This window comes from Paenibacillus zeirhizosphaerae, from assembly GCF_030705605.1.
Taxonomy (GTDB): domain Bacteria; phylum Bacillota; class Bacilli; order Paenibacillales; family Paenibacillaceae; genus Paenibacillus; species Paenibacillus zeirhizosphaerae.
This window is the reverse complement of the sequence record NZ_JAPCKK010000033.1, coordinates 17,180-38,299: the sequence shown is the minus strand read 5'-3', so window position 1 is coordinate 38,299 and position 21,120 is coordinate 17,180. Positions and strand designations below refer to the sequence as shown.

The 21,120-nt window shown below is 50.5% G+C and carries 23 protein-coding genes, 1 tRNA gene and 1 riboswitch; of the genes, 14 read left to right on the top strand and 10 right to left on the bottom strand.

Translation table 11 applies throughout. The features are described from left to right. Window positions 1-87: 87 nt before the first annotated feature. The 8 genes from pdxS to OIN60_RS21205 all read left to right on the top strand — a co-directional run bounded on the left by pdxS (window position 88) and on the right by OIN60_RS21205 (window position 5,306). Window positions 88-969, top strand: coding sequence for a pyridoxal 5'-phosphate synthase lyase subunit PdxS (gene pdxS / locus OIN60_RS21240; protein WP_305756869.1), 882 nt, complete (start codon window positions 88-90; stop codon window positions 967-969). Between the two features lie 15 nt (window positions 970-984). Continuing rightward, window positions 985-1,563 carry a pyridoxal 5'-phosphate synthase glutaminase subunit PdxT gene (gene pdxT / locus OIN60_RS21235; protein WP_305756868.1) on the top strand — a complete coding sequence of 193 codons (579 nt, stop codon included), beginning with the start codon at window positions 985-987 and terminating at the stop codon, window positions 1,561-1,563. Window positions 1,564-1,682: 119 nt separating this feature from the next. Continuing rightward, window positions 1,683-2,966 carry a serine--tRNA ligase gene (gene serS / locus OIN60_RS21230; RefSeq protein ID WP_305756867.1) on the top strand — a complete coding sequence of 428 codons (1,284 nt, stop codon included), beginning with the start codon at window positions 1,683-1,685 and terminating at the stop codon, window positions 2,964-2,966. A gap of 86 nt (window positions 2,967-3,052) precedes the next feature. Continuing rightward, window positions 3,053-3,141, top strand: a tRNA-Ser gene (locus OIN60_RS21225). 131 nt (window positions 3,142-3,272) lie between these two features. Next, window positions 3,273-3,614, top strand: coding sequence for a hypothetical protein (locus tag OIN60_RS21220; RefSeq protein ID WP_305756866.1), 342 nt, complete (start codon window positions 3,273-3,275; stop codon window positions 3,612-3,614). A gap of 50 nt (window positions 3,615-3,664) precedes the next feature. Beyond that, window positions 3,665-3,850: a hypothetical protein gene (locus OIN60_RS21215; protein WP_305756865.1), complete on the top strand. Its 186-nt coding sequence runs from the start codon at window positions 3,665-3,667 to the stop codon at window positions 3,848-3,850. Between the two features lie 36 nt (window positions 3,851-3,886). After that, complete coding sequence (locus OIN60_RS21210) at window positions 3,887-4,039, top strand: small acid-soluble spore protein P (protein ID WP_305756864.1); 153 nt, start codon at window positions 3,887-3,889, stop codon at window positions 4,037-4,039. Between the two features lie 190 nt (window positions 4,040-4,229). Continuing rightward, window positions 4,230-5,306 carry a hypothetical protein gene (locus OIN60_RS21205; protein ID WP_305756863.1) on the top strand — a complete coding sequence of 359 codons (1,077 nt, stop codon included), beginning with the start codon at window positions 4,230-4,232 and terminating at the stop codon, window positions 5,304-5,306. A 60-nt stretch (window positions 5,307-5,366) separates the two neighbouring features. Here the strand turns inward: OIN60_RS21205 and OIN60_RS21200 are convergent, their stop codons facing one another. Further along, a complete protein-coding gene (locus tag OIN60_RS21200) occupies window positions 5,367-5,942 on the bottom strand; it encodes a GNAT family N-acetyltransferase (RefSeq protein WP_305756862.1) in 576 nt (191 codons plus the stop codon). Window positions 5,943-5,971: 29 nt separating this feature from the next. Then, window positions 5,972-6,430, bottom strand: coding sequence for a tRNA adenosine(34) deaminase TadA (gene tadA / locus OIN60_RS21195; RefSeq protein WP_370872582.1), 459 nt, complete (start codon window positions 6,428-6,430; stop codon window positions 5,972-5,974). Window positions 6,431-6,752: 322 nt separating this feature from the next. Between tadA and OIN60_RS21190 the strand changes: the two genes are divergently transcribed. Next, a complete protein-coding gene (locus tag OIN60_RS21190; protein ID WP_305756860.1) occupies window positions 6,753-8,636 on the top strand; it encodes an ATP-binding protein in 1,884 nt (627 codons plus the stop codon). Between the two features lie 6 nt (window positions 8,637-8,642). Beyond that, entirely contained in the window at window positions 8,643-9,347 is a 705-nt protein-coding gene (rluF, locus tag OIN60_RS21185) for a 23S rRNA pseudouridine(2604) synthase RluF (protein WP_305756859.1), read from the top strand. 53 nt (window positions 9,348-9,400) lie between these two features. On the opposite strand, the gene motB is transcribed toward rluF, so the two are convergent. Next, the gene (gene motB, locus OIN60_RS21180) at window positions 9,401-10,225 is read right to left on the bottom strand and encodes a flagellar motor protein MotB (RefSeq protein ID WP_305756858.1); all 825 of its coding nucleotides are present in this window, start codon (window positions 10,223-10,225) and stop codon (window positions 9,401-9,403) included. Beyond that, entirely contained in the window at window positions 10,218-11,015 is a 798-nt protein-coding gene (motA, locus tag OIN60_RS21175; protein WP_305756857.1) for a flagellar motor stator protein MotA, read from the bottom strand. Before motA ends, motB begins: the two co-directional genes overlap by 8 nt. A 213-nt stretch (window positions 11,016-11,228) precedes the next feature. Here motA and OIN60_RS21170 point away from each other — a divergent pair, with 213 nt between their 5' ends. Further along, window positions 11,229-11,522 carry a hypothetical protein gene (locus OIN60_RS21170; protein WP_305756856.1) on the top strand — a complete coding sequence of 98 codons (294 nt, stop codon included), beginning with the start codon at window positions 11,229-11,231 and terminating at the stop codon, window positions 11,520-11,522. Window positions 11,523-11,627: 105 nt separating this feature from the next. Further along, entirely contained in the window at window positions 11,628-11,927 is a 300-nt protein-coding gene (locus OIN60_RS21165) for a 4a-hydroxytetrahydrobiopterin dehydratase (protein ID WP_305756855.1), read from the top strand. A gap of 64 nt (window positions 11,928-11,991) precedes the next feature. Here the strand turns inward: OIN60_RS21165 and OIN60_RS21160 are convergent, their stop codons facing one another. The 4 genes from OIN60_RS21160 to OIN60_RS21145 all read right to left on the bottom strand — a co-directional run bounded on the left by OIN60_RS21160 (window position 11,992) and on the right by OIN60_RS21145 (window position 16,308). Next, complete coding sequence (locus tag OIN60_RS21160) at window positions 11,992-12,522, bottom strand: GNAT family N-acetyltransferase (protein ID WP_305756854.1); 531 nt, start codon at window positions 12,520-12,522, stop codon at window positions 11,992-11,994. 148 nt (window positions 12,523-12,670) lie between these two features. Beyond that, on the bottom strand, window positions 12,671-13,147 hold the full coding sequence (locus OIN60_RS21155; protein ID WP_305756853.1) for a C40 family peptidase: 477 nt from the start codon (window positions 13,145-13,147) through the stop codon (window positions 12,671-12,673). Window positions 13,148-13,153: 6 nt separating this feature from the next. Further along, window positions 13,154-13,292, bottom strand: a riboswitch (cyclic di-AMP (ydaO/yuaA leader). A 207-nt stretch (window positions 13,293-13,499) separates the two neighbouring features. Beyond that, complete coding sequence (locus OIN60_RS21150; protein ID WP_305756852.1) at window positions 13,500-14,333, bottom strand: hypothetical protein; 834 nt, start codon at window positions 14,331-14,333, stop codon at window positions 13,500-13,502. Window positions 14,334-14,343: 10 nt separating this feature from the next. Continuing rightward, entirely contained in the window at window positions 14,344-16,308 is a 1,965-nt protein-coding gene (locus OIN60_RS21145; RefSeq protein WP_305756851.1) for a M1 family metallopeptidase, read from the bottom strand. 190 nt (window positions 16,309-16,498) lie between these two features. On the opposite strand from OIN60_RS21145, the gene OIN60_RS21140 reads away from it, so the two are divergent. Continuing rightward, the gene (locus tag OIN60_RS21140) at window positions 16,499-17,005 is read left to right on the top strand and encodes a YwhD family protein (protein ID WP_305756850.1); all 507 of its coding nucleotides are present in this window, start codon (window positions 16,499-16,501) and stop codon (window positions 17,003-17,005) included. A 209-nt stretch (window positions 17,006-17,214) separates the two neighbouring features. Here the strand turns inward: OIN60_RS21140 and OIN60_RS21135 are convergent, their stop codons facing one another. Together OIN60_RS21135 and OIN60_RS21130 are read right to left on the bottom strand one after the other, a co-directional pair. Next, complete coding sequence (locus OIN60_RS21135) at window positions 17,215-17,850, bottom strand: DNA-3-methyladenine glycosylase (protein ID WP_305756849.1); 636 nt, start codon at window positions 17,848-17,850, stop codon at window positions 17,215-17,217. An 86-nt stretch (window positions 17,851-17,936) separates the two neighbouring features. Then, window positions 17,937-20,006, bottom strand: a complete 2,070-nt coding sequence (locus OIN60_RS21130; RefSeq protein WP_370872580.1) for a transglycosylase domain-containing protein — start codon at window positions 20,004-20,006, stop codon at window positions 17,937-17,939. A gap of 211 nt (window positions 20,007-20,217) precedes the next feature. Here OIN60_RS21130 and speE point away from each other — a divergent pair, with 211 nt between their 5' ends. Further along, window positions 20,218-21,045, top strand: a complete 828-nt coding sequence (speE, locus tag OIN60_RS21125) for a polyamine aminopropyltransferase (protein ID WP_305756848.1) — start codon at window positions 20,218-20,220, stop codon at window positions 21,043-21,045. Window positions 21,046-21,120 lie beyond the last annotated feature (75 nt).

Sequence of the window (21,120 nt, the reverse complement as noted above, 5' to 3'; positions counted from 1 at the left end):
TATAGTGAGCGCCAGATATTGAGTATTTGGGTACCGTAGGGTAAAATAACGAGTTAGAATCCGCATTCAACAGGAGGCCAATAAGACATGGAAACGGGAACATCGCGTGTTAAAAGGGGTATGGCAGAAATGCAAAAAGGCGGCGTAATCATGGACGTCATGAACGCCGAGCAAGCAAAAATCGCTGAAGCGTCTGGAGCAACCGCTGTAATGGCGCTTGAACGGGTTCCTTCCGATATTCGTGCCGCGGGCGGAGTGGCTCGTATGGCTGATCCGACGATTGTGGAAGAGGTTATGAAGGTCGTAACGATTCCCGTGATGGCGAAAGCACGTATTGGTCATTACGTTGAAGCTAAGGTTCTGGAATCGCTGGGTGTTGATTATCTGGACGAGAGCGAAGTGCTTACGCCGGCTGATGAAGTGTTCCACATCGATAAGCGGGATTTCACCGTTCCTTTTGTTTGTGGGGCCAAAGACCTGGGTGAAGCGCTGCGCCGGATCGGTGAGGGAGCTTCCATGATCCGGACCAAGGGTGAGCCTGGAACAGGCAACATTGTTGAAGCCGTTCGTCATATGCGCCTGATTAACAGCCAAATTCGTAAAGTACAGAATATGTCGAAAGACGAGCTGTACGCAGAAGCCAAAAACCTGGGTGTAGCTTACGATCTGCTGCTTGAAGTCCACGAGAACGGCAAGCTTCCGGTGGTCAATTTTGCAGCCGGTGGTGTAGCGACTCCTGCGGATGCTGCTTTGATGATGCATTTGGGAGCAGACGGTGTCTTCGTAGGCTCGGGTATTTTCAAATCAGACAGTCCTGAGAAGTTTGCCCGCGCCATCGTTGAAGCGACAACTCACTATATGGACTACAAGCTGATTGCGGAAGTATCCAAGAATCTGGGAGCTCCGATGAAGGGCATTGAGATTTCCAAGCTGGCTCCGCATGACCGTATGCAGGATCGCGGCTGGTAAGAGAGAAGGGAATCTATGAATATCGGAGTGCTGGCGCTGCAGGGCGCCGTAGCAGAGCATATAAGAAGCATTCGTTTAGCGGGAGCTGAAGGAATAGCTATCAAACGGACGGAAGAGCTGGCTGAGATTGATGGGCTGATCATCCCGGGCGGAGAAAGCACGACGATTGGCAAGCTGATGCGCAAGTATGGTTTTATCGAAGCGGTACGTAAATTTTCGGAAGAAAAGAAGCCGGTCTTCGGTACCTGTGCTGGCCTGATCGTGCTGGCCCAAGAGATCGTCGGGCAAGAAGAGGCTCATCTTGGTTTGATGAACATGACAGTCAGCCGCAACGCATTTGGCCGCCAGCGTGAGAGCTTTGAGACCGATTTGAACATTAAGGGGATAGAAGAACCTGTCCGCGCAGTATTCATTCGCGCTCCTCTGATTCAGAAGGTAGGCGATAGTGTGGATGTTCTGGCAGAATACAACGGAGAAATCGTAACGGCCCGGGAAGGACATCTGTTGGCTTCCTCTTTTCATCCTGAGCTGACGGATGATTACCGGCTGCATCAATATTTTGCCGACATGGTTCATGAATATAAAAAATTGTAATCGAATCGACCTTGACCCTCGTGCAGGGAATAACGAATGGCCGTAAGGCTGCAGGCAGCATGAAACGGATCGTTATTTTTCGGGCAGAGGTCAAGGTTTTTTGTGTAGGAGGGATTGCCGTGTTGGATGTAAAAATACTTCGAAATGATTTTGAACGTGTACAAGAAGCGCTCCGAAACCGGGGAAAGGATCAGGATTCGATAAGTGAATTCCCTGTGCTGGATACCCGCCGTCGTGAGCTGCTTCAGGAAAGTGAAGCTTTGAAAAACCGCCGCAATACTGTATCGGCTGAAGTGGCAAAGTTGAAAAAGAATAAAGAGAACGCGGACGATCTTATCGTGGAGATGCGTCAGGTATCGGACCGAATCAAGGAGCTGGACGAGCAGGTACGCGGGCTGGAAGAACAGATCGATGAGCTGGTGTTATCCATCCCTAACATTCCACATTCAGACGTCCCTGTCGGGGGCTCTGAAGAGGATAACGTCGAAATCCGCCGCTGGTCTGAGCCCAGATCGTTTTCCTTCGAGCCTAAAGCACATTGGGACATTGCGCAAAATCTCGGGATTCTTGATTTTGAAGCAGGGGCCAAGGTGACCGGATCACGGTTCACATTTTACAAAGGCCTCGGAGCCCGTCTTGAACGGGCACTGATCAACTTTATGATGGATTTGCACAGCACGGAACACGGCTATGAGGAAATGCTTCCTCCGTACATTGTCAACAGAGATAGCTTGTACGGTACTGGCCAGCTCCCTAAGTTTGAGGAAGATCTCTTTAAACTGCGGGATACCGAGTATTATCTCATTCCAACAGCCGAAGTGCCTGTGACCAACTATCATCGTGAAGAAATACTGCCGGCTGAAGAGCTGCCTAAGCATTACGTAGCTTACAGCTCATGCTTCCGTTCGGAAGCCGGTGCTGCAGGCCGGGATACACGCGGGCTAATTCGCCAGCATCAGTTTAACAAAGTGGAAATGCTGAAGCTGGTGCATCCTGACACCTCTTACGAAGAGCTGGAGAAAATGACTCAGAACGCAGAGCGTGTGCTGCAGCTCCTGGGTCTGCCTTACCGTGTGCTAGCACTATGCACAGGCGATATGGGCTTTACGTCGGCCAAAACCTATGATCTTGAAGTATGGCTGCCTGAAAGCGGAATGTACCGTGAAATTTCCTCCTGCTCCAACTGTGAGGATTTCCAGGCGCGTCGCGCCAATATCCGATTCCGTCCGGAGCCGAAGGCCAAGCCGGAGTTTCTGCATACGCTGAATGGCTCGGGACTTGCGGTTGGGCGCACGGTAGCGGCTATTCTGGAAAATTATCAGGAAGAAGACGGCAGTGTGTCTATTCCTGAGGTGCTTCAGCCTTACATGGGCGGAGTTCAGAAGATTGCCCGTAAGGAATAGGATTGATTTAATTTATGGTTCGTGGTAAAATCAATTGTGTTGCGCTTCATGTATAGTCTTTTAAGGCGTAACGTAATTTACCACACGGAGAGGTACCGAAGCGGTCATAACGGGGCGGTCTTGAAAACCGTTAGGGGGCAACTCCACATGGGTTCGAATCCCATCCTCTCCGCCATTTCATATGAATGAAAATGAACACATAAGCTATTCGTTCTGCTGCGGCAGATGCGGGTAGCTTTTTTTGCTTTGCACATGCATAAATGATGCTTCTTTGCCGCACGTTAACAGTGCGGAGGAGGTGTTGTAATGAACAAAGAACTGCAAATAGACCAGCAGAGGCTAGTGGAGGCATGGCAGGAACGTCTTCCGACCTTCATCGGTCCAGGAGACAAAGCACAGATATCCGCCGACGAAGCCGATCCGAAAGCGTTGCGCATTCACATCGAATCGGAAGGAAGGCAGATGTACTCTTTTGATTTTATCTGTGCCTATGTGGATTCCCGTGAAGTAAAGGTCAGCCTGGTGGATGTGGAAAGCGGAGGCCGCACTATTGATGAGCGTTCTGACATGATACAGCAATTGGCCGACGACTATACAAGACATATCCATCAATGTGCCCAGGCGCTGCAGCAGTTGACGCATGCATGACCGTTACCTGATCGGGGAATTTCAAGCTATTTCAGACAGGGGGAATCTCCGTGAGCAGATCCAAAAAGGGAATGGACAAAAATTTATCGAATGTTATTGAAAGCCTGGATAAGACTCCCGTAAACAGCCATCATGCTCAGCAGCTTGAGCAGGACCGGAATGACCGTCGGCACCAGGATGCCTTGAACCATGATGCAACAGAAGATATGAACCCGACCCATATGGGGAAGGTCTAGCCCAAGAATCTGGATAATGCAAAGGAGGCGGGAATCATGAGCAAGCCCAAGAGCATACCGGTACCTGAAGCGCAGGAGCCTCAGCATCGTGACCGGGATCGTGGCCGAGGGATACAGGAACCACTGTCTGGGTCCAAAAAAGTCAAGAACCGCAATCATGTCGACCACAATAACCCGGAGGGGTCCTAGTTATTTGCCGGCGGAGCTATCCGTGAACAGCGTCTTAGTCGTAGACTAAGGCGCTTTTTTGTGTGTATCCGGTCATCGTATAAATTTACCAAAAAGTGTTTCAAAAACATACAACTTACGTTATCATGTAAGATGTGCATGCTTTTTACAATGTACATCGGGGTTGAACAACGAGGGGAGAGAAAGAGTAATGAGTAAAAGAATTGCAGCCTTGATGCTGACCATGATTCTTGTACTGACTGTAGCGCTTGTAGGCTGCAGCAAGAAGATGGAACCGAAGGAAGCTGCAACAACAGCAGCAACACAAGCTACGACGATGAAATCTTACGCGATGAGCAGCAAATTCACGATTAATGAATTATCCTTTACATCACCTGAAGCTCAGAGCGACCCAAGTATGGATATGGCCCTTAATATGTTGAAAAATGCTGAAATGACAGTGGACGGCGTGTATCAGCTTGATCCGATGCAGACGGAAATGACAGTGGGCATTCATTTGAAAGGCGACATGGCCATGGATTTCACCATTCCTATGGTCCTTACCCAGGATAAAATGTATGTCAAAATCCCAAGCATTCCGTTCTTCCCTATGCCGGAGGGCATTGTAGGTAAATTCCTGGAACTCGATCCGAAGGAGTTGGCAGAGCAAACCGGTGAGGAATTCAATCCGGCTGCCATGGACCAGGCCAAAGCACAGCAGCTCTCCAATGAAGTAATAAATGCTATTATGGCGGAATATGATGCTTCCTATTTCACAGACATCGATCCTAAGGACGCAGCGTTACCGGAAGGAATTGACGCCAAACAGGTCGTTCAATTTAAAGTCACGAATGATAACTTCCAGGCGGCAGCCACGACTTTTGTGAATAAAGCACTTCCTAAAGTCCTTGACATCATGTCCAAGGATGAGTATGCGGGTCTGATGCAGATAGAGAAATCCGAAATTGAGGATTTGAAGTCCGAATTAGCCTCGAACAGCAGCGAAGTAACAACAGGAATCGAAGAAGCCAAGAAATACCTGAAGGTAAACCAGTTTGACCTGAATACGGCCATCAATAAGGACAATTTCCCGGTATATCAAAGCCTGAATGCCAAGCTTGATTTTAATGATCCGGAAACAAAACAGAACGTTAAACTTTCTGTGACCGGAAGCGGCCAGTACACGAAAATCAATGAGAAGCAGACCTTTGCGATCGGCATTCCATCCGGCGACCAGGTGGTTACAATGGATCAATTGCAGGAACAGATGTCTAAGGCAGGTTATTAATAACAAATGGATTGAGGAACCACTCCGGCTCTGATAGGCTGAGTGGTTCCTTTTTTAGATTTATGTCGTATAGGCTTCCTCCATAAGGTCTTCCGCGAGGATTCCATATCTGCGATGGTCCTGCCATTCCCCATGAATACGAAGCATCCTGCGGGCGATACCTTCCTCCTGAAAGCCTGCTTTCTTCAGTACCTTTTGGGAGCCTTTATTGTGCAGGAGTGTGGCCGCCTGCAGCCGATGCAGTCCCAAGGCTTTGAAGGAATATTGTATGATCATTTTTACTGCTGCGGTCATATGTCCCTTTCCCTGCTCGCTTTGATCCATCATATAGCCGACGTCGGCATATTGAGCGACCCCGCGTACGATATTGGAAATGGCGATTGTCCCAATAAGACGTTCATCCTCCACAACAAAGATTCCGAACTGGTAGCCACCTCCGGCTTCCTCGTTATGAATACGCTGCAGCAGGAATTGCTGTTGGCCCTCAAGCGTGAAGAAGCTCTCCTCTCGCAGAGGCTCAAACGGGGCGAGAAAATCCTTATTGGCACACCGAAGGTCGAGCAGCACCTGTGCATCTTCCATCCGGAGAGGGCGAAGAAAAATACCCTGGGCTGTATTATATAACGTTAAAGACATGATAATTCCCTTCTTCCTGATCAAATGATTCACTTCTTGCGCAGATTGCGGAAGAAGTTAGTTAATAGAGCCGCACATTGCGGCTGCAAAATCCCCTGAATCACCTCAGTGCGATGGTTGAACCGGGGCTCCTGTAGAAGATTCATTAGGGTACCGGCACAACCGGCCTTCGGATCGGTGGTACCGTAGATCACTGTGGGGATGCGGGACTGCACTATAGCCCCCGCACACATCGGACAAGGCTCAAGGGTTACATATAAATGGCAATCCAGAAGCCTCCATGCGCCGATGCTCTCGCTCGCCTGCTTGATGGCGATAATTTCGGCATGCGCGGTTGCGTCGTTGGTGGTTTCCCGCAGATTGTACCCCCGGCCGATGATTTCACTATTTTTGACCACTACAGCTCCGATGGGAACTTCTCCGATCGCTTCCGCTTTATTCGCTTCCAATATGGCTTGATTCATCCAGTATTCATGCTCGTCTGTCACTGGGGTAAAGCTCCTTTCGATCATTAGATTATCCAGCGAACAGGCATTCCGTTGTTAACATGATGTGAATAAAAATGTGGATAACTACGGGGTTATGCACAGAGTTATTCACAGTGTGTGCAGAATTCTGTGTATTTGTGGATAGGTTGTGGACTAGTTATATTGTAGGCAAACTCTTTAAAAATAACAACGTTTGGCTATATTTGAGCTTTATGTGTCACCTTACTGAATGCGATTATTCTTTTCAAAAAGATAGGCAGCGGGTATGATGGAATTAATGCTACCAGGAATCGCCAAAATCCTCTAAGAGGTGACTATAGCCTTGTCTATCAAACTAAAATTAATGATGATTATGTCAGCTATTGTCCTGGTTATTCTATTGTTAAGCATGACGCTTAACTATTATATGGTTGGTGACAGTCTCCGAAGGGACAGTCAATCGAATATGCTTCTCGCTGCAAGACAGATCGAGAGCTCAATAGAGCGGAGCCTATCGACCATAGACAAAGTAGAGGATGTACCCAATTTTGAGGATATGTTGGAGCAGATGCAAAAGAACGATCCACGCTATTTGGAGATCACAGGGATAGATCCTGCTACCTTCACCTCCCCAAGCCGGACGGATGGCGCTATGCATGCCGGGATCCTGTTCGGCACTTATCAACAGGGCCAATGGAATGAAGATCGCGCCGCGGTTGCGGAAGCTATCCGCACAGGAGAAAGCGTGATGCTTGACAGCCGCATGCGGGATAAGAAGGTCCTTAAAGGCTTTATTCCCTTTGATCCGCCGGGTCGCGATCCTTATGTTATGCGTATTGTTATGAGTTATCAACACATCTCTTCATTGATGCGGGAGCTGTTCTGCAGCTCCGTCGTCATTTCATCCGTTTTGCTGGTCATCGTTATTTGTGGCAGTTATGTGCTTGCATGTTATTTTACAAGACCGGTTCAATCCATATTGGAAAAAGTAAATAAAGTGGCCTCTGGTGAATTTGATACACAGTTCGATGTGACAGGAAATGATGAGCTTGCTCAGCTAAGCAGCCGAATTGACATCATGGCGTTCAATCAGGGGTTATATACGCGCAGGCTGGAACAGATGTATGAGGAGAACCGGGCGGTGAAGGAACATCTGGAATCTGTGATCAATCAAACGGCGGATGCCATTCATGTCACCGATACGGAGGATGTGGTTGTCCGGGTGAATCAAGCCTTTGAAGATTTGTACGGTTGGCATCCGCAAGAGGTCATTGGCAAGCGCCTGAATTTGGTTCCGGAAGAGCTGAAGGAAACATACGAGGACCAGCGGCAGCGATTGCTGAAAGGAGAAAGCATTTCGTCCACAGAGTCGGTTCACCTGCGCAAGGATGGAAGTCGTGTGGAGGTAAGCATCAGTATCGCGCCTATTCATGATGAGGAAAAAGGGATTGTCGGCTTGATCAGCGTGACACGGGACATGACGAGCCGGAACCGGATGGAGGAGCTGCTGCGCCGGTCGGAAAAGCTGACCACAGTTGGACAACTGGCCGCTGGTGTGGCACATGAGATCCGCAACCCGCTTACAACCCTGCGCGGATTTTTGCAGATACAGCAGCAGACAGGCACGCTGAATGTGAAGCATGTCGATCTGATGCTCTCGGAATTGGACCGGATCAATCTGATCGTCGGTGAATTCCTGATTCTGGCCAAGCCGCAGGCGGTGCAGTTTCAGAGGACCGATATCCGATGTATTCTCGAAGATGTGATTTCCCTGCTCGACAGCCAGGCGCATCTATGTGGCGTTGAGTTCCATATACAGGTAACGAATCAGCCGACTGCCGTATTTTGTGCGGAAAATCAGTTGAAGCAGGTATTTATCAATTTGCTCAAAAACGCTATAGAAGCGATGCCGAATGGAGGACGCATCTCTATTGAATTGTGCTTGTACGAAGAAAACGTTAAAATTGTCATAAAGGATGAAGGTACAGGCATGTCTCCTGAAGTGATGGCCAAGCTGGGAGAGCCTTTTTTCACGAAGAAAGACGCGGGAACAGGACTTGGGCTCATGGTCAGCCAACGAATTATTCAGAGCCATAAAGGGCTGCTGGATATGGAAAGCATTGAAGGAGAAGGGACGACCGTTACCATTCTTCTGCCTTGGGCAGCCTGTGCGAAGGATGCCGGAACAGCAGGGGAAGCGGGTGGCGGACTACAGAACGGGGTGTAAAATCAGTTGCGTATCAATAAATTTATTAGTGAAACGGGATTTTGTTCGCGGCGTGAAGCGGATAAACTGGTCGAGAGCGGCAAGGTCACTATTAACGGAGCTGTAGCCGTGCTGGGCAGCCAAGCCGAAGAAGGGGATGATGTCCGTGTAAACGGGCGGCCCCTGGGAAGCAAAGCAACAGGGCATGTATATATTATGTTGAATAAACCTGTAGGAATCACGAGTACAACCGAGCGCCATGTTCGGGGCAACATTGTGGACTTTGTGGGTCACACGGAACGTATTTTCCCGATAGGCCGTTTGGACAAGGATTCGGAGGGGCTGATTCTGCTCACCAATGACGGAGACATCGTTAACAAAATACTGCGGGCAGAAGGCAAGCATGAGAAGGAGTACATTGTAACCGTGGACCGGCCAGTCACTCCATCCTTTCTTCAGGGCATGTCGAGTGGTGTCAAGATCCTGGGAGAGCGTACCCTGCCATGCGAGATTACCCGCGTCTCCGATAACGTGTTTCGGATCATTCTGACGGAAGGTAAGAACAGGCAGATCCGGCGAATGTGCGCGGCCTTCGGATATGAGGTCAAACGCCTGCAGCGTGTGCGTGTTATGAACATTCTGTTGGGTTCACTTCGACGGGGCATGTGGCGGGATTTGACGGATCAAGAGAAAGAGGAATTGGGTCGGATGTTGGATTATAAGCTAGTTTAAAATGCGGAAAGGGCCGCTGACAATATGTCAGAGACCCTTTTTTTGCTGTCGACTCAGTTGTTGCCGCCAGATGTTGCGCTGATGACCTGTGTGCCGTTTTGATATTTGCGGATGACGGAGATCTCTACCCGACGGTTCTTGGCACGGCCGACATTTGTGGAGTTGGTTGCGGTTGGACGATATTCGCCATAACCGATGGCACTGAATTTCTGTGGATTAAGCTGCTTGTCTTGCAGCAGGATACGCATGAAGTTCAATGCACGATCGGCGCTCAGCTCCCAGTTGGAAGGATACTCGCTATTCGAAATGGGAATATTATCCGTGTGTCCGGATACGATAACATCATAGTCCGGGAATTCATCGAGCAGCCCCGAAATCGCGTTGGCGATTTTACGGGCGTCCGGTTTTACGGTGGCCTGGCCGGATGCAAATAGGGCATTATCGGAAATCGTAATCATGAGCTGAGACTGGTTCAGCTTGGTGCTGAGCTGCTCTGTCAACCCGTTTTGCTTGATATACTTATCCATCTGGCGCTTGAGCTTCTCAAGGTCTTCCTGCTCACGGCGGGCAAGCTCCTTCTGGAGATCACTGGATTTCTTGCTCTTAACAGGGTCCTGAACGGTTTCCTGATTCTTGCCCATATCCATGGAGGCGTTCTCGACCGGGTTGGCCGAGGTGTTGTCGAGAACACCGGAGCCCCCGCTGAAGGCGGAACTCATTGATTTCGCCATCTGTTCAAATTTCTTGGCATCCAACGAGCTCATACCGAACAGAACGATGAACAAGGCAAGCAGGAGGGTCATCAAATCGGAATAAGGAAGCAGCCAGCTCTCATCCGCATGTTCCTCATGTGGCTCGTGTCTGCCCTTTTTACTCACCGTCGCTCTCCTCCTTTTCGGCGCTCATTTGAGTCCGCTCTGTAGGAGTGAGGAATACGGACAGCTTCTGGCTGATGGCGATGGTGGATACGCCGGATTGAATGGACAGCAGGCCTTCCACCATCATCAGCTTGATATCGACTTCCTTCTTGGACAGCCGTTTCAATTTATTCGACATCGGGTGCCATAATACATAACCGGTAAAAATACCAAGCAGTGTTGCGATAAAGGCTGCAGCGATCGCATGGGACAGCTTCTCCATGTCACTGAGATCGGCAAGAGCGGCAATCAGACCAACAACTGCCCCGAGCACCCCCAGTGTTGGCGCGTACATGCCAGCCTGAGAGAAGATCAGCGCCCCGCCCCGGTGTCTTTCCTCCGTTGCGTGGATGTCTTCCATAAGAACATCCCGTACGAATTCCTGATCATTACCGTCAATAATCATCCGCATTCCGCTGCGGAGGAAGGCATCATCGATTTCCTCTACCTTGGGCTCGAGGGCCAGCAGACCTTCACGGCGGGTAATAGAGGCCCAGTCCATGAATGTAGCGATTAACTGCTGACGGTCCGGCAGCTTTTGCTCTGTGAAAATAATTTTGAAAAGCTTAGGCACTCTTTTCATTTCCGACATTGGGAAGGCCATGAATACACTAGCGGCCGTACCTACAAAGATTATCATGTAAGCGGCAGGGTTATTAACCAAATTGACGACAGGCGCCCCTTTGAGGATCATACCGACAACCAGAGATATGAGTCCGAGCGCAAGTCCTATAATTGATGAAATTTGCATTGTACACCTCATCCATGAGAAATTGGTAGAACATCCGGTCCGGCTGGGGGACATCCTTGCCCTCCAACGCATTTTGGTGAAACGGACTACTCTATTTATCGACAAAAGCCCCTTTTTTTTTAAGGGGTAATTCACTGTATAATAAGATAACTCTGTTTCATGACAATTTTAAGAACTTTATTCCAAATATGGATGGAAGAGCGAGGGGTTTACATGGGCGTAAAGCATGGAAGGGAATATGAGCATATACTTCAGGAATTGACGGTCGCAGTAGGACGTATTCCGGACAGTTACCTATTTTTTGAAATGGAAGCGGAGGAGTGGGAGCGTCTGGGCAGCGAAGAACGTGCTGAGGTCCAGGAGGCCCTGGCTGAAGATCTCTTCTACGCGCTTGGAGAGCAGTCTGTTATTCCGGTAGGAAGCGGTGTTGTGATTCATGACCGGAGCCATCATCGGATCGACATTCTGATCGGCGATGAGGAGCTGACCTTCGTATCTTTGGTCTAACACACCGTATGGATTTCTCGCTGAAGCCATGGTAATATGAACACGATATAGGCTCAAATAACATCAGGAACGGCTTCCGTATAACGGAGAGGAGTAGGACACACAATGCCTTTTACATTAGAGGAAATAGAGGCTCATCTGGAGAGACTAGAGGGCTGGGAGCTTGAAGAGGGACGCTGGATTGTCCGCAAATATGTCTTTTCCAGCTTTATGAGAGGAATTGCTTTCGTGGATGAGGTCGCCGGTATTTCGGAAGCCTTCAATCACCATCCATTTATCACCATTGATTATAAGACGGTCACGCTGCGGCTCACTTCATGGGATGATGGCGGGATCACGGCAGTTGATATAAAAGAAGCACAGCAGTACAATGAAGCGTTCGAGCGGATGCGTTCGGAGGATTAATCTTATAACCGCGAGCAAAACAAACCGCACGGTGTGCACCAACGGCAAACGCCCTGGCCTAGAGTTAAGTCTCTGAGTCCGGGGCGTTTGGTGTATTGTCTTCATTTTCTCCGCTATCGTAGACCATACAGTAAAATGGTCGCATCCCGTCAGGCGTCTGCCGTTCATAGGTGTCGGTGATCCGGAAGCCTGCGGACCGGTAGGCCTTGATAGCCCGTTCGTTCCAGACAAGGACTTCGAGGTCGATCTCATGATGCGGTGTGCGGCGCCTGGCTTCCTCAGCGATGGCCCTGACAAACGCCGCGCCTTGTCCATGGCCGCATAATTCAGGCCGCATCCCGAGACCGAGGCGGGTAACCCCTACCATCGGAAAATACTGTGCAAATCCGCATAAGACTCCTGACGAATCCAATACAGCGACATATTGGGAGCTTCGCAGCTCCGGGTTGGCGAATTCGATATCAAGGGCCTTCATATGCTCCCACGGCAGCCATCCATAGATGTCATAGGGCGGTTCATATTGCCATTCACTTATGGCAGCCGCCTGCTCTTCACTCATCGGTACGACCTGATAGCTTGTGGATTCGGCTGACATATTCCTATCCCCCTATTTATCGTTATAAAAAAATGGTACTTCGGTTGGGCCTGTTTGGCAAGCTTCGTGGCAAATAAAAAGCAGCCTCAATTCCGGCGCGGAATCGAAGCTGCTGATGCAAATCAGAATGAAGGATCAAGAAATATTTCTATTCACGTGCAACAGATTCGTAAGTGGATGTGCTCATAACACGCTTGGCACCAAGATAACGGTTGGCGTAGTAACTTTCGCTCAACGAGCTGATGGTGACACCGCGTGATGAAGAGGAATGAGCAAATTGACCATCACCTACGAAAATCCCTACATGCGAAACTCCTCTTCCGTTGGTATTGAAAAATACCAAATCACCAGGTCTCATTTCATCCCGGGATACGGAATCGCCAATTTCGAATTGAGACGAGGATTGGCGAGGAAGATCAATGCCAAGCTTGTCAAATACATAGCTTGTAAAACCGGAGCAGTCAAATCCACTCAAAGTTGTGCCGCCTATTCTATAGGAGGTACCTTGGGTATCTTGGATGACCAGGTCCATTTTAGAGTCCGCATATACGCTTCCGGCGCCGAATGAAAAAGCGGAGAAGGCGATTGCTGCACTCATGGCTGCGATAGCTAGCTTCTTTTTCAAAAAAACACAAACCCCTTCCAACGCCTACGAGGTTAGCTTAAGGATTCGGTAGAAGGTTCCCCTATGATCCCTCTGTTGCGAGATCAATTCACCCAAAACTGGTTCCCCCGCTTCCCAGGTGCCAGGAATTCGGCTTCTCTTGATATGCACCTGAAGAATATGAGAGTTCATTAATGTTTGTCTTAAAAAGTTACAATAATAATTACAAAGTTGTTACTATCATTACACTGCGATTATTGTAACAAAGGAAGCTTGGTTTGGCAAATGTTTCATTGCAAAAAATATACAAAAAAATAACCTTTGTAGAGAACAAAGGTTACATATATCTAAAATTCTTTGTTATATGAACGAATTACTCCTTGCTGAACGAATCACAGGCGGTATTCCATAAATGATACTGCGCAGATGTATGCCATATTTTACACAGAGAGGAAATGAAACAGTAGATTTGATGCAGAATGAGCGCAAGCATCCCTGTCCACACCCAGGCCGAAGCGGCAAACACGGAAAACAGAACGACTACAGCCGCTCCAAGCATAACAGATATGCCGATGCCGGGGGGAATCCGCCGCATACAGCAGGCAAGAGAGAACCAGGCGCCTCTTCCGCTGACCGTTCCGAACTGCATGTACATCACCGATTGACGGATAAGCCAAGCCCAAATCCCCCATAGAGCCAAGTAGGGAAGCAGGCGGACAACGGCATTGAGCGGTTCCTGCAGCGAGTCGGACAGAGTCTGTAGCAGATGTGGCAGAATCCAGTACCCGGGCAGCAGCAGCAGTAGGACTTCAACGGCGTAATAGAAGAGAGAGGAGCGCCAGAACAGACGGATGCCGATGAGAAAGGAGCGCCGTCCATGCTGCCTCTTCACGTGCAGGCTATAATACATACCCGCCCTGATCAGAGGAGTCAGCAGCATGCGCAGCACGATGACCGCGAGCAAGACCCATAGATACAAATGGACGGTGCTACTCTGTACTAATGCAATCTGGCTTTCCATCCAGAATAAGGTCTGGTTAAGCTCGCTCTGCCCGTTGCCCGGATAACGCAGCAGCAGGGGTACAACACCGGCTTCGGTGTACTTATAGTTGAATACTCCCCATACGAGACGGTAGATAAACAGCAGAATTACGATAAAAAAGTGCAAGCGGACCAGCGTCCAACCCTCTTTGACAGAATGTATCACCTGCGACACCTCACCATGACAGACTTCCAATCAAAGCTTCAGCCAGCCTGGTTATGCCCAGAAGCCAGCGTGTTTCGGTTTTTTCCGGCAGCTCGGCCAGCAGCGTGTTGTTCAGGTGGTTGTTCTCCAGAGCGAGCGTATAAAGAGGGTCAATGACCACCGATTCTGCAGGGGAACGGCTTTGAACACGGTAGGTTATTTTCTGCTGCTGGCCATTCCATGTCTTCTGCAGGCTGCTTTTATCCTTGAACATGATCTGTATGGGGACCGCTGGCACGTCGCCGCCCTTTTTGGACACGGTAACCGCAGATTCATACATGCCATTTTCCAGCTTGCGCAGCGTTATACTGTCCACCGCGAAATCTGCCATCTGGCTGCCATAGACATACTGATTGAAATAATGGGACCATGACTGGTCCGTTATATTCTCCACCACACGCTGAAAATCCCGGGTGGACGGGTGCTTAAAGCGGTATTTCCGCACGTAGGAGCGCAGTAAAGCTTCCATTTTGTTGCTTCCCAGTTGCTGTTCTATCCCAAGCAGTACCAGCTTGCCGCGCAGGTAGGCATTTTGTGCATAGTGATCGGGTGAGCTATACTTCCATGCCTCGCGGGTCAGCGATTCCGGAGAATAGACCTGTCCAGACTGCAAGGGGATGTTTGGTATGAGGCCGTATTCCTGTTCCATTAATTTATCCTCGGCATAGGAGGTAAACCCCTCGTCCAGCCATGGCTCTTCGAACTCATTGCTGGCCACGATGCCGTAAAAATATTGGTGGGCGATTTCATGTACTACAGTGCGTTCCAGATTATATCCGGGGTCGGCATCATCCGCTCCAACACCCGTTACCAGCGTCGGGTATTCCATGCCCCCGGCACCACTCGCGTTTTGTGGAGGCACGACGATGGACAGCGTTGAGTATGGATAAGGACCGTACCACTTACTGTAGTTGGCCAAGGCGGCTTTGGCAGCATACATATACCTGGCCTGTAGATCCTTGTGGGAAGCGTCCATATACAGCTTGATTTTGACTCCAGGCACCTCTGCGGTTGAGAAGGGCTCTTCATAAGTAACGAAATGGGGTGAGGCGGCCCAGGCGAAGTCGTGCACATCATCGGCATAGAATTGATACGTTTTACGTCCGCCTTTGCTCACCGGGGCCCGTGTAGGAAAACCGGTGGCAGCTACGGTATAGGCGTCCGGAACCTGAATACGCACACTGTAAATCCCGAAATCGGCATAAAACTCGGAGTTACCGTGGTACTGGTGCAGATTCCAGCCCTCTTCGGCACGGTCCCTCCGTCCGGCGGGCTCATAAACGCTGATCTTCGGAAACCACTGCCCTGCCATGACAAAATCTCCTGCATGCCCCATCCGCGCAAAGATTTTAGGAAGCTTCACTTCAAAGGTCATGTATAGGGTGATGCTCTCCCCCTCCTTTACGGGCCTGGGAAGCCTGACCTTCATTAGTGTCTGATCCGCGGTATTGCCGTCGTCGGGCTGAACGAACTGGGTGCGGTGCATCAGCGGAAGACCGTCCTCTGTCTTCATCTCCTTCACGGTGATGGAGCCGTAACCATTCTCGGGCATGGTGTCATTGCGCAGCCTGCCCCCCGTCTCCTTCATAAACGTCGTTTGCGGCGAGGCGAAGGCATTCGGGTACATATGAAAATAAAGTTCATTGACCGGTTTTCGTCCGGGATGCTTCCAGGTAATGGTTTCCTTTCCCTGCAAAATACCTCCTTCCTCCAAAGAGACATCGAGGTGGTATTCCACGATCCGGTTGCTAAGTACCTCGGCCTTGGATGGTGAAGGCGGGGCAGGCGTCTGAGGTACGGAAGAAGGGTCCGGAGGCTTGGCCAGTTCCGGCGCAGCCGAAGCGGGGGACTGAGGGGCGGACGCAGCAGCTTCCCCGGACAGAATTGAAAAGGCAAGCAGCAGACAGAGAAAGATTTTGCCGCGCTGTAGGTTCATATCGATTTGGATACCTCCCGTTGACAAGCATCTACAGCATGTATATGTTTGCTTTCGGGGGATTATTAGTTAAAATAATTTGTAGACGTTTAGATGAGATATCATGCTGGAGATCAAGCATTTGACGGCCGGTCCGATCCTGAACTCAGACATTGGAGGCCGGCTGCACTAAGATATGGAGGAATACGTTATGGATCAGAATCAGCCGGACGGCAAGAAGCAAATAGCTTTGAATATTGTAAGCAGCAAAAGCAAACACAAGGGCTTTGGAGCCGGTTCCATCGATCTGAACAACATGTCGCCGGTTATTATTGACCGCGGTGAAGCGAAGATTGATATTGGAGCCATGCATGCGAAGAGCAAGGTGGAGCGGGGGATTAAATTTTCCGCCGACAAGGAGGACGTACCTAACGGCCGCCAGGTGTGGCTCGTGTGGGTTGCGGTGGACCGCACGGCGGATGGCCGCTCCTACGGCGGTGCAACGGCTTGTGAGATGCTGATTGATGAAGAAGCCAAGCGGGGCTGGAAAATTCTTGCCGACCACGTGAATCGGATGGATTACGCGCTGAAGCGCCGTTTCATGCTGGATGAGCTGGGGAGCGAGGAGAAGGCTGCGTTGAAGACGCTGCTTATTACACATAATGAAGAATGGTGGAACGCTTCTCCTGACGAGCTAAAGCAGGCACTGGAAGGCTGAGCAATATTGTTAAAAGGGGAGTCCCGGAAGATCTATGGATCCGGGGCTTCTCTTTTGTGCTTCTGAGACGCTCCGAGAACGAAGCATTCCTCCGATCGCTGTTGCCCCCCTTCGGGACAAAGACGAACGCTCCGCTTCTTCGCAATGGCTTCGTTCTCTCCGCTGCTTGGGTGCATATGCCTACATAAACCAATTAAGATTCGCTTTCTTTATGTACAATATCGTTCCAGCGGCGCCTTTTTGACCGAATTGTAAGCATGGTTCTCGATGACGAAGCGCCAAGGTTTGCTGGCGTATTCTTCGGCATAATCGATGTTGATGCGCGGCCCATGCATGATGCCGAAGCCCGGAGCGGATGGCGGCGCAGCCTCCAGCCACAACGGCCCATGCGCTTGCTGCAGCGAGATGCCATTCAAGCTCTTATCGATGCGCAGCGCCTTGCACAGTCTGCCGGGCCCGCCGCTTAGCTCGTATGGCCGCTTGGGAGGCGTTCCCTTGTAGCCAGCCATCAGGGCCGCATCTCTGTCCGTAAGCGGCTCCACGGCACGGATCAGGACAGCCTGCGGATCATCTGCAGCGCCGGTTACGACGTTCAGGCAGTGGTACATGCCGTAAATGAGGTATACATAAGCGCAGCCTCCCGGCTGGAACATCGTCTCTGTACGCGCGGTTCTGCGGTTGCCGTAAGCGTGACTTCCCTTGTCTTCCGCACCGCCATAGCTCTCCGTTTCGACGATCCGGCAGCGGATTTCCCCGTCCTCCGTTAAGCGGACCAGCGTTTGACCGAGCAGCCGCGGGGCGGCCTGCAGCGCACTCATGGCGTACAAGTCGGGTGAAAGAATCATGAATACACCTTCTTCCTACTCTAAACAGAGTATTTGTACCCATGATAACATCTGCGAAAGGAAAAATCTCCGGACAGTCAACCGCCTTATTCCATCCACCAGCGTTTAAAATCAGCCCACCAGGACTTCTTCTCGTCCTGAGTGTTCGCCTTCGAACCGTCCTCCTGCAGCATCTCCGTCTTCGGGCTGTCTCCGTGCCCCGTGCATGCTTCCTTGGGCTCTGTCCCCTTAATGAACACCTCCAGGCGCTGGCTTGGACAGTCGGCAGTTGCCAGCTTGCCGGAGTTCGGATCGATATATGCACTGACGACGCCCTCCGGGATCGGGAATATTTTGGGCGGGACATTCTCCAGTGCCTTCTCTGTAAATTCGGCGAAAATCGGAGCTGCCCGGCGTCCATCCGTGACCGTGATGCTCTTGCCCTTGTCGTAGCCCACCCATACGGCGGTCGTCAGCTCGGGTGTAAAGCCGACCATCCAGGCATCGGTATCGGTTGTGCCGCTCTTGCCCGCTACCGGCCGTTTCATCAGATCAGCCACACGGTCTCCGGTGCCGCCCTCCTCGAACACGCCCTCCATCAGGCGGGTGAGCACATAAGTAGCCGCCGGTTGAACGATCTGTTTACCTGTGGGCTTGGGAGCCTCGTAGATGATACGGCCAGCCGCGTCGGTAATGCGGAGGATGGCCGTCGGTTGCACCTGCACACCTCCTCCTCCGATGACGGAGTAGGCAGCCGCCATTTCGAACGGGCTGACAGGTGATGCTCCCAGCGCAAGCGAGGGCACGGGATCTAGACTGCTTGTAATTCCCAGCTTGTGCGCCATAGAGATAACCTGCTCTGTGCCGATCTTCAGAATGGTACTTACCGCATAAATATTGTCCGAGGCGGCGATAGCACGCCTCATATCAATTTCGCCGAGATACTTGTCTCCAAAGTTGCGCGGCTGGTAAGTCTTCCGGTCGTCATCATAGCGAAAGAGGGTGGGGCGGCTTTCGAACATTGACAGGCTCGTCATCTCACCGGAGTCCAGCGCGGTCAAATACATGATTGGCTTGAAGGCTGATCCCGGCTGACGGGTCGTGGCAAGCACATGGTTATATTGATTTTCCACATAGTTTTTTCCTCCGACCATCGCCTTAATATATCCGGTGCGGGGATCCATCGAGATGAGAGCCGTTTCCAGTCCGCTGCTGCCTTTAAGCCCTTTGCTTACAGCCTGCTCCGCCGCCTGCTGCATGCGCATATCCAACGTTGTATAGATACTTAAGCCGCCGTGCTCAAGCATCGCTTCGTCGATCCCGAGCTTCTCTATAGCCAGGCTCCGAATATAATCGCGGAAATAGGGTGCCGCTTCCACGGTTCTCCGTTCACTCTCGGGTTTGAGCGGAAGAATCTGCTCGTAAGCTTTGGCCGCTTCGGCCGCCGTGATGCTGCCGGTCTCGACCATGGAGTCCAGCACGATCTTCTGCCGGTTTTTGGCATTCTTCATATGGTTATAAGGTGAATAGTAGGTCGGCCCTTTGGGAATGCCGGCGAGCAGAGCGCTTTCCGCCAAATTCAGCTTGTCCGCTGATTTTCCGAAATACATCTGCGCTGCCGACTCGATCCCGTAAGCACCATGTCCGTAATAAATTTCATTCAGATACATTTCCAAAATTTCATCTTTGCTGTACTTCATTTCAAGCTGAGCAGTATAAAAGGCTTCCTTGGCCTTGCGCGTCCAGGTCCGTTCATGTGAGAGGTACAGATTACGTGCTAACTGCTGGGTCAGCGTGCTTGCGCCCTGTGTCATTTTCCAGTTCTCCAGATTCACGAGCACTGCTCTGGCCACACCTTTAAAATCAAAGCCGGGATGGCTGTAAAATTTGCGGTCCTCTACGGCAAGGGTGGCGTCGATTACATGTCTGGAGATGGCGTTTAAAGGAACGGGAGTTGCAGATTTGCCGCCGGCCGAGAAAGTCGCAATCACCTCTCCCTCGCTGTCTAGAATGTGGGAGTTGCGGTCCGTGTCCGCCATGGGGAGACTGGTGCCGTATAAGTAGACAAGCAGCGCCGCTGCGGCGATCAGACCGATCAGGACGGTGATGAAAGATATTTTGAATAGCACAAAGAATACATGTCCTCTGCTTGTTGATTTGGGTCGCATCCCGCTCATTTGACCACCCTTTTTCTCACTTGATGATTCTCATTATTGTCAAACCTTCAGGGTCTATTCATACAGGGATGGGATTCTGATCATTTCATCCATTTAATAGGGTGAATTATTGTACAGGAAAAGGCCGCAAAAATCATCTTTTGCAGTCTCGGCGGGGATGGCTTATAATGCAAAAAGTGTGTAAGATTCTGACGGGAAAGAAGGTTGAACGATGGAATTGTGGTTTACGGAGAAACAGACTTCCTCTTTCGGCATCACGGCGAAAATTAAACAGACTTATGTAACAGAGAAAACGGAATTTCAGGATCTGGCGATGGTGGAGACTGAAGAATTCGGCAACATGCTCGTCCTAGACGGTATGGTCATGACAACGGTAAAGGATGAATTCGTCTACCATGAAATGGTGGCCCATCCGGCGCTGAACACGCACCCGAACCCGAAAAAGGTACTGGTTGTAGGTGGCGGGGATGGCGGTGTCATCCGCGAAGTGATCAAGCATCCCGAAGTGGAGAAGGCCGTTCTGGTCGAAATTGACGGCAAAGTGATTGAATATTCCAAAAAATATCTGCCTGAGATTGCCGGCAAGCTGGACGAGCCCAATGTAGAGGTACTGGTCAACGACGGGTATATGCATATTCTTGAGCATAAAAATGAATACGATGTGATTATGGTCGATTCCACTGAACCGGTCGGCCCGGCAGCTCCGCTGTTTGAGAGAGGCTTCTACCAGGGCATCTACGAAGCGCTGAAGGATGACGGAATTTTCGTTGCTCAAACGGATAACCCTTGGTTCAAGGCGGATCTGATCCAGAAGGTGAACAAGGACGTGAAGGAAATCTTCCCGATCGTGCGTGTCTATGGCGCGAACATTCCGACCTATCCAAGCGGACTGTGGACGTTCACGCTGGGCAGTAAGAAATATGACCCGCTCGAAGTGGACGAAACGCAGATTCCTGAAATGGATACGAAATATTACAGCCCGCGCCTGCATAAGGCTGCGTTTGTGTTGCCTAAGTTCGTGGAAGATCTGACAAAATAAAAATTGTCTTAAGAAAGCCCTGATCCTGACTGAGCCGCCCGGTTAATCGCGCGGATTCGGAAGGCAGGGTTTTTT